Origin of the sequence: Rhizobium sp. BR 249, from assembly GCF_047445895.1 — a bacterium.
Lineage (GTDB): Bacteria > Pseudomonadota > Alphaproteobacteria > Rhizobiales > Rhizobiaceae > Rhizobium.
The window spans coordinates 115,068-121,156 of record NZ_JARWKX010000020.1 but is presented as its reverse complement, the minus strand read 5'-3'; the positions used below and the strand labels follow the sequence as shown (position 1 = coordinate 121,156).

Sequence of the window (6,089 nt, the reverse complement as noted above, 5' to 3'; positions counted from 1 at the left end):
CATCATACCGCACGATGAAACCATCTACATTCAGCGGAACCGCATCGAACGCTGCTTCAACCGAATGAAGCACTTCCGTCGTTTCGCCACACGTTATGACCGCAGAACCATTCACTTCAAAGGCTGCGTATATCTCGTCGCAGCGATGATCTGGCTCAGATGAATGTCGATTCGTCCTAGCGGGCCTCAGTACAAACGACAACAGTCGCCAGTCCCCTAGGCTGCCGGCTATCGGGCGCTGCCTTTGTGCTTTCAACGAAGAAGGCGCTGGGTCGGCGCAGCCGCTACTCGCCGCCGGCTGCATCAAAGCCGCTGGCTGAAAGCAGGTCGGTCAATGCGCTGAAGTGTTGCCGCGCGCGCTTCAAGACATCGGCGCTGGCGATCGGAAGGTCGATGACGGCTTCCAGTGCGCGGACGACCCGGCGGGCAGCGCGGCGGATTTCGCGGGGAGACATATCGCATTTTGCGATCTCCGTCGCCAGGGCGAACTTGGCGCGATAGCTGATCGCGTTTCGGGCGGAGATCTGCCACTGGCGGTATAGCTGTTGCATCACGCTTTAACGCGGCAGCGACCGGAAACGGCTGGCATCATATGCGAAGAGGGTGAATCGCATTTTAACCAAAACTTAAGCGTAAATTAGTGAAAACTTATTAAACTTGGACGTCTCGGCTCTGGCGGCCGGATGACATTGCCCTCTGGCGACGCGCTACGCCGGGTTCCGGATCATCGTTTGCCCATGGCGTAATCATGATCGACCATCCTTAGAGCATGTCGCGCAAAAGTGTGCGGCGGTTTTGCGAGAACGACATGCGTACAAACAAAGACCTAAAGCGCGAGGAGCGAATCTGAAAGATCGCGACGCGCTTTAGAGCTTCGGCCGAGGATGCCCCATCAGCGCTTCGTACTCCCTGTCGGTCAATCGTGCGCTTGCCCGCAGCTGTGCGGGAATGTCCATGCGTTCGTGCAAGACGGCGGCAATGACGAAAGTTTCATCGTCAACGACAATGTAGGCGGCGTAGTGGTGCTCGATCCTGTGGAGCCGGAAGGGAGACTTCCCGACACGTTCGTCTTCCTTTGCCCTCAGGCGGGCATAGGCTGCCGGGATGTCTTCAAATCCGGCCCGCAGCAGGCGGCCATATGCTTTTGCCTGCTCGGCGGACCATTTCCGTGCTGTTTCGCGGACCGCCAGCCGATAGTTGTCAAGCGCGGTCGGCAGGATGAGAACGCGAGGGGCCACTAGCGCAGCTCTTCATCCAATTCGGCATCGACGGCATCCAGCGCCGACAGGGGCAGCATCTCACCGCGCTGGAATTCCTCTTCCGCCCGCAGCAGCGAGCGGATGGCATAACGGCGGTCTTCTTCGCGTGCCATGTCTTCGCGAATGAGGGCGCGCACATATTCGCTCGGCGTCGTATATTGGCTCTTCCCGTTGGCGCGCATATCGACGAAGGCACGCATTTCATCGGGCAAGCTAACATGCAGGCTGCTGGTCATGACCACGCCCTCCCAATCCAGATTGCTTGCTGAATTGTTCTCATTCAAGTCGCGATGTCAATATTTGACATTCCATGCCCGCAGATCAGCTCCCCCTTACCCTGGACCGCAGGATCGTATGGTCGAGCGAAAATCGGCCGGGGCCGCCGGCGATGATGACGAGGAAGCAGACGGCCCAGGTTCCGTGGGTCGGCCAGGCACCGGGATAGACGAAGATCTCGATGACGACGGTCATGCCGAGAAGGGCGAGCGCCGAGAGGCGGCTGGCGAGGCCGATAACGAGCAGCAGCGGAAAGAAATGCTCGGCGAAGGCGGCAAGGTGTGCCGCGATCCAAGGATCGACGAAGGGCAACCTGTATTCGGTCTCGAAGAGATAGACGGCATTGTCGGTGACATTCCAGCCGTCCACCTTGGTCTGGCCCGATTGCCAGAAGACGGCGGCGATCGACAGGCGCGCGACCAGCGCGATCAGATCGTGCGGGATGCGGTCGAAAAGCCTGAGCGTTGCGTAGAAACGCCCGGCGATCGTGCGCGGTGCGGGGGCGGTCATGCTCATCTCATTGGTCATCGGGGTCGGTCTCCTTGATGGCGGTGAAGGCGCCGGACTGAAGCAGGCCGGCGAGATTGGCGGAAAGATCGAATTCGGCTGCGGAAACGGCCACCGCCTCGGCGGCCTCCGAAAGCGTTGCGCCGTCGGCCAGCGCCTGCAGAAAGGCCGCGCCGCCCGGCGGCAGGCGATGGACGTCCACGAGCATATGCGGGCGTACGATCAGCGCATCCTCGCCGATCCAGGGCTCGATGGGAGCCAGATCGAGCGCGCCGCTATTCATCGCCCAGATCGTCACGACGGGGTGCGCAGATCGCAGGATCGACATCGAGGGATGGGCCAGGAAGACGAGACCTTCGAGCTTTTCCGGCGTCACTTTTGAAAGTTCGTCGGCATCGAGAGGAGCTGCATCGGCGGCATGGTAGGCGCGGCCGCGCGCCGCTTCGAGGCGGATGACGTCAGGGAGATAGGCAAGCTCCGACGCAGGCTCGAAGCTCTCGACGAAATCCGCAAAGCCGTCGCCATAGGACAGGAGCAGCGGCGAGCGGGGCGGAAAAAGCCGGATGAATTCTTGCGCCATCGCCGCGAAGAAATCCTTGCCGACGATCCGCTCGCTTGCCGGGAAACGGGAGACGAGCGCGCCGATGAGCCCGCTTGCGACATTGTTGCGGTAGACGCCGAAGCGGCGCGCGGGCTCGCCGCCGTTCCAGGCCGCAAGGCCGGCCGGGACGGGAAGCGCGGTATCGGCGAGCGCCTGGGCAAAACGTGTCTGGATATCGGCCGGCATGGCGGATCTCAGGCGGCGCGGCGGCTGGGGGCGGCATCGAGAATGGCTCGCGCGGCCTCCGCCTCGGCGCGCAGGACATGCCATTCCGGCACGTCATTGTCCCATTCGATCAGGCTGGCGACGGGACCGGTCCTGGCGATGACCTCTTCGTAGAGCGCCCAGACCGGATCTTTCACCGGCGTGTCGTGCGAGTCGATCAGCAGCGGCGCGCCCTGATCGTCCACTGTTTCGGAGTGGCCGCTCAGATGGATCTCGTGCACCCATTGCACGGGGAAGCGGGCGAGATAATCGCGTGAGTCCATATTGTGATTGGTGGATGCGACGAAGACGTTGTTGACGTCGAGCAGCAGCCCGCATCCGGTGCGCCTGATGAGATCGGCCAGGAATTCCGTTTCCTCGAGCGTGCTTTCCGCAAACAGCAGATAGGTCGCGGGATTTTCGAGCAGCATCTGGCGCTGGAGCGTTTCCTGCACCTCATCGATATGGTCCGCAACGCGGGCAAGTGTCGCTTGCGTGTAGGGAAGCGGCAGCAGGTCGTTCATGAAGACCGTGTCGTGCGACGACCAGGCGAGATGTTCGGAGAAGCTTTCCGGCGCGTAGCGATCACAGAGGATTTTCAGCCGGGCGAGATGCTCGCGGTCGAGCGGCTGCATCGAGCCGATCGACAGGCCGACGCCGTGGATCGACAGCGCATAATCCTCGCGCAGCTTGCCGAGCTGGGCATGCGGCGGGCCGCCGGCGCCCATATAGTTCTCGGCATGGATCTCGAAGAAGCCGACCGGCTGCGGGCGGCCGATGATTTCGGAAAAATGCTCCGGCTTGAAGCCGACGCCGGGGCGGCGGGGAAGTTCGGACGGTTTCACGGATGGTCTCCTTGGAAGAAGCGGACGGCGCGGCTTGCGCCGTCCCTAAAATGCCTGCCGCGGCTCAGGCCGGAGCCTTGCCCTGCATCAGCGAGCCGTGGCCGTCGGGCGTCTTCATCGACATGCAGGTGCCGGCGGGAACGAGCTTCCAGGCGTTCTTCTGGTAATCGACCTTGGCGGTGCCGGCGCAGGTCGTGCCGGGGCCGGCGGCGCAATCGTTCTGGCCCTTGAGCGCGACCCCGTAGCACTTCTCCTTGTTGTCGGCGGCGGAAGCGGCCGGCGCGGCAATGGTTGCGAGCGCGGAAGCGAGGGAGCCTGCCAGTGCGAGCGTGACGATGCTGTTCTTCATGATTTAATCTCCGTTGAATGGAGAAGCCGTGGAGTGGCTTCACATTGCGGGCTACGGAGGGAGCGCCGCCGTTGTTACAGCGGTCGGCGCGATTTTTTTAAAGCCGCACCCTTGCCCTTTACGATGGCGCAAGCGAAAAGCCTGGAAACAAAGGGATGCGAGGCCGCTCGAAATATTTTAGCCGGCGCGGTAACAAGAATGTGTGCGCATCCGTAGGGGATTATGTCGGGTGAAACATTCGGCGCGTGAAGAAGAATGGGCAGGCTGGATGCGCAGCGCCATGGCAGGCGATACGCAAGCCTATCACCGCTTCCTCTCGGCCGTCACCCCGCACTTGAGGGCGATGGCGCGCCGGCGTTGCGACCAGTTCGGCGCACCGGCGAGCGAGGCCGAGGACGTGGTGCAGGAAGTGCTGCTCGCCGTCCACCTGAAGCGCGGAACGTGGGACCCGGCGCGCCCGATCGGCCCGTGGCTGTCGACGATCGTGCGCAACAAGCTGATCGACAGCCTGCGCCGCCGCGGCCGCCACATCGACGTGCCGATCGACGACGTGATGGCGACGCTGGAGGCCGAAGAACAGGCCGGCAACTTGGATCGGCTCGATGCCGAGCATATGCTGGAGCGCCTGAGAGATCCGCAGCGCGATATCGTCCGCTCCATCTCCATGGAAGGAGCTGATATACGCGAGACGGCCGAGAGGCTGAAGATGAGTGAAGGCGCGGTGCGTGTTGCCCTTCACCGGGCGCTGAAAACGCTCGCCGCGCTTTACCGGAGTGACGACAAGTGAAAACGGACGAGTTGATCAACCTTCTGTCGGAAGATGCGCCGGTGCGGTTGCGGCTCGGCCGCATGATGGCGCTGGCGCTGCTGATCGGCGCGGCGATCTCGGTCACGCTGATGGTTTCGACGATCGGCCTGCGCCACAACATGCAGACCGTCTTCGAGACGGCGCGCGTCTTCTTCAAGATCTGCGAGACGCTGCTGCTGGCGATCCTCGCCTCCCGCCTCGTCTTCCAGATCGGCCGGCCGGGCGTTCCGCTGAGGGCGCGCGCCCTTGCGCTGCTCCTGCCGGCGGCGCTGCTCGTCGCGGCCGTCATTGCCGAGCTTGTCGTCGTGCCGGAACAGAACTGGGCGGCGAGCATGATCGGCGACAATGCGGCGTTCTGCGTCTTCTTCATCCCGGTTCTGTCGCTGGCGCCGCTGGCGGGTTTCATGCTGGCGCTGAAGAATGCCGCGCCCGGCGATCCCGCGGCGGCGGGGGCGGCGGCTGGTCTTGCCGCTGGCGCCGTTGCGGCTGCGATCTATGCCTGGCACTGCCCGGATGACAGCCCGCTCTTCCTCGTCAGCTGGTATGTCCTGGCCATTGCGATCGTTACGACAGCGGGGTCGTTGATGGGCCGGCGTCTCCTGCGCTGGTAGTTTCCGCAGCGTTCGAATTTCAGGCGTCGTTCTTCATTCTTGCGGGACGCGCAGTCATGCGCGCGGCCGCCCTGCTTTCTTCCCAAGTAACTTTGTTGACTCCGTCTTTTACTCGGTTGAAAAGAGACTTGGCTATAGAGGAGACGACTGATGGCTGACGAGAATAATACAGGTTCCGCTGTCGCGGCCGCGGAGACGGCTGCATCTGCCAAAACCGAGGCGAAGAAGCCGCGTGCGCCGCGGCGCCAGAAGGCTGCCGCCGAAGCTGCTCCCACCGTATCGGAAGCGGTGAGCGCGCCTTCGCCGGCGGCAAGCCCGGCAAAGCCCGACGGCCGGTCCAAGGGCGCCAGGCGCAAGCCCGCCGAAACGAAGGCCGCGGCCGGCAAGAGCGCGCCCAAGACCGCTGCTGCGAAGAAGGCGGCGAAACCTGCCGCGCAGCCGGCTAAGGCTTCCGCGCCCGCCATCGATGAGCTCGAAGACCTCATTCATCTCGAAGAGGAAAACAAGAGGCTTCGGAAATCCCTGGCCGACAAGCTGCGCCAGGAAAATGCCGAGCTGCGCAAGAAGCTCGGGCTTGCCTGAGTCTCCCGAGCGGGCAAGTCACGACGCCGATCTCAGCCATTTCATTT

At 63.0% G+C, this 6,089-nt stretch carries 11 protein-coding genes; 4 read left to right on the top strand and 7 right to left on the bottom strand.

The features are described 5' to 3' along the window. Position 1: 1 nt before the first annotated feature. On the top strand, positions 2-163 hold the full coding sequence (locus QD408_RS19210) for a transposase (RefSeq protein ID WP_414140394.1): 162 nt from the start codon (positions 2-4) through the stop codon (positions 161-163). Between the two features lie 121 nt (positions 164-284). Here QD408_RS19210 and QD408_RS19205 read toward each other — a convergent pair whose 3' ends face one another. The 7 genes from QD408_RS19205 to QD408_RS19175 all read right to left on the bottom strand — a co-directional run bounded on the left by QD408_RS19205 (position 285) and on the right by QD408_RS19175 (position 4,041). Continuing rightward, entirely contained in the window at positions 285-551 is a 267-nt protein-coding gene (locus tag QD408_RS19205) for a hypothetical protein (RefSeq protein ID WP_414140393.1), read from the bottom strand. A gap of 315 nt (positions 552-866) precedes the next feature. Next, positions 867-1,238, bottom strand: coding sequence for a type II toxin-antitoxin system RelE/ParE family toxin (locus QD408_RS19200; RefSeq protein WP_088683970.1), 372 nt, complete (start codon positions 1,236-1,238; stop codon positions 867-869). After that, the gene (locus tag QD408_RS19195) at positions 1,238-1,495 is read right to left on the bottom strand and encodes a type II toxin-antitoxin system ParD family antitoxin (protein WP_088684275.1); all 258 of its coding nucleotides are present in this window, start codon (positions 1,493-1,495) and stop codon (positions 1,238-1,240) included. Before QD408_RS19195 ends, QD408_RS19200 begins: the two co-directional genes overlap by 1 nt. Positions 1,496-1,580: 85 nt before the next feature. After that, the gene (locus QD408_RS19190) at positions 1,581-2,063 is read right to left on the bottom strand and encodes a DoxX family protein (protein WP_414140391.1); all 483 of its coding nucleotides are present in this window, start codon (positions 2,061-2,063) and stop codon (positions 1,581-1,583) included. Then, on the bottom strand, positions 2,053-2,829 hold the full coding sequence (locus tag QD408_RS19185) for a putative DNA-binding domain-containing protein (RefSeq protein ID WP_414140390.1): 777 nt from the start codon (positions 2,827-2,829) through the stop codon (positions 2,053-2,055). The genes QD408_RS19190 and QD408_RS19185 overlap by 11 nt, the downstream gene beginning before the upstream one ends. 8 nt (positions 2,830-2,837) lie before the next feature. After that, complete coding sequence (locus tag QD408_RS19180; RefSeq protein ID WP_414140389.1) at positions 2,838-3,692, bottom strand: DUF692 domain-containing protein; 855 nt, start codon at positions 3,690-3,692, stop codon at positions 2,838-2,840. Between the two features lie 64 nt (positions 3,693-3,756). Next, a complete protein-coding gene (locus tag QD408_RS19175) occupies positions 3,757-4,041 on the bottom strand; it encodes a DUF2282 domain-containing protein (RefSeq protein WP_088683973.1) in 285 nt (94 codons plus the stop codon). 229 nt (positions 4,042-4,270) lie between these two features. On the opposite strand from QD408_RS19175, the gene QD408_RS19170 reads away from it, so the two are divergent. From QD408_RS19170 to QD408_RS19160, 3 genes are all read left to right on the top strand, one after another. Then, positions 4,271-4,828 carry a sigma-70 family RNA polymerase sigma factor gene (locus tag QD408_RS19170; protein WP_414140388.1) on the top strand — a complete coding sequence of 186 codons (558 nt, stop codon included), beginning with the start codon at positions 4,271-4,273 and terminating at the stop codon, positions 4,826-4,828. Then, the gene (locus QD408_RS19165) at positions 4,825-5,460 is read left to right on the top strand and encodes an NrsF family protein (protein ID WP_088683975.1); all 636 of its coding nucleotides are present in this window, start codon (positions 4,825-4,827) and stop codon (positions 5,458-5,460) included. The genes QD408_RS19170 and QD408_RS19165 overlap by 4 nt, the downstream gene beginning before the upstream one ends. Positions 5,461-5,610: 150 nt before the next feature. Continuing rightward, positions 5,611-6,042: a SyrB2 regulator gene (locus QD408_RS19160; RefSeq protein ID WP_414140387.1), complete on the top strand. Its 432-nt coding sequence runs from the start codon at positions 5,611-5,613 to the stop codon at positions 6,040-6,042. Positions 6,043-6,089 lie beyond the last annotated feature (47 nt).